The 539-nt window shown below is 47.5% G+C and carries 4 tRNA genes; all 4 read left to right on the plus strand.

Annotated features, from left to right (window positions below):
- Positions 1 to 31: 31 nt before the first annotated feature.
- Positions 32 to 108 (plus strand) — tRNA-Asp (locus CHH48_RS15970).
- A 5-nt stretch (positions 109 to 113) separates the two neighbouring features.
- Positions 114 to 184, plus strand: a tRNA-Gln gene (locus CHH48_RS15975).
- 16 nt (positions 185 to 200) lie between these two features.
- Positions 201 to 273 (plus strand) — tRNA-Lys (locus CHH48_RS15980).
- Between the two features lie 77 nt (positions 274 to 350).
- Positions 351 to 437, plus strand: a tRNA-Leu gene (locus CHH48_RS15985).
- Positions 438 to 539 lie beyond the last annotated feature (102 nt).

Consider the following 539-nt stretch of genomic DNA (forward strand, 5'->3'; position numbering starts at 1 on the left):
ATCGTTTTTCATAACGAGTCTTTATAGGCTCGGTCCGGTAGTTCAGTTGGTTAGAATGCCTGCCTGTCACGCAGGAGGTCGCGGGTTCGAGTCCCGTCCGGACCGCCATTTATTGGGCTATAGCCAAGCGGTAAGGCAACGGGTTTTGGTCCCGTGATCGTTGGTTCGAATCCAGCTAGCCCAGCTTACTTTTTTGTTGTGAGCCATTAGCTCAGTTGGTAGAGCATCTGACTTTTAATCAGAGGGTCGAAGGTTCGAGTCCTTCATGGCTCATCTGTTTAAAGCAAAGGATGATCATATAGATCTGCCGATGCTGTGAAACACAGGCAGCATTTTTCTTTTGACTTTAAGCGGTCGTGGCGGAATGGCAGACGCGCTAGGTTGAGGGCCTAGTGGGTGAATAACCCGTGGAGGTTCAAGTCCTCTCGGCCGCACCAAAAAAAGTGTTGACAAGTTATGAGTTAAATGATACAATATAAAAGTTGTTCTTAATAAGCGCCCGTAGCTCAATTGGATAGAGCGTTTGACTACGGATCAAA

It is taken from the genome of Terribacillus saccharophilus, assembly GCF_002272075.1.
GTDB lineage: Bacteria > Bacillota > Bacilli > Bacillales > Amphibacillaceae > Terribacillus > Terribacillus saccharophilus_A.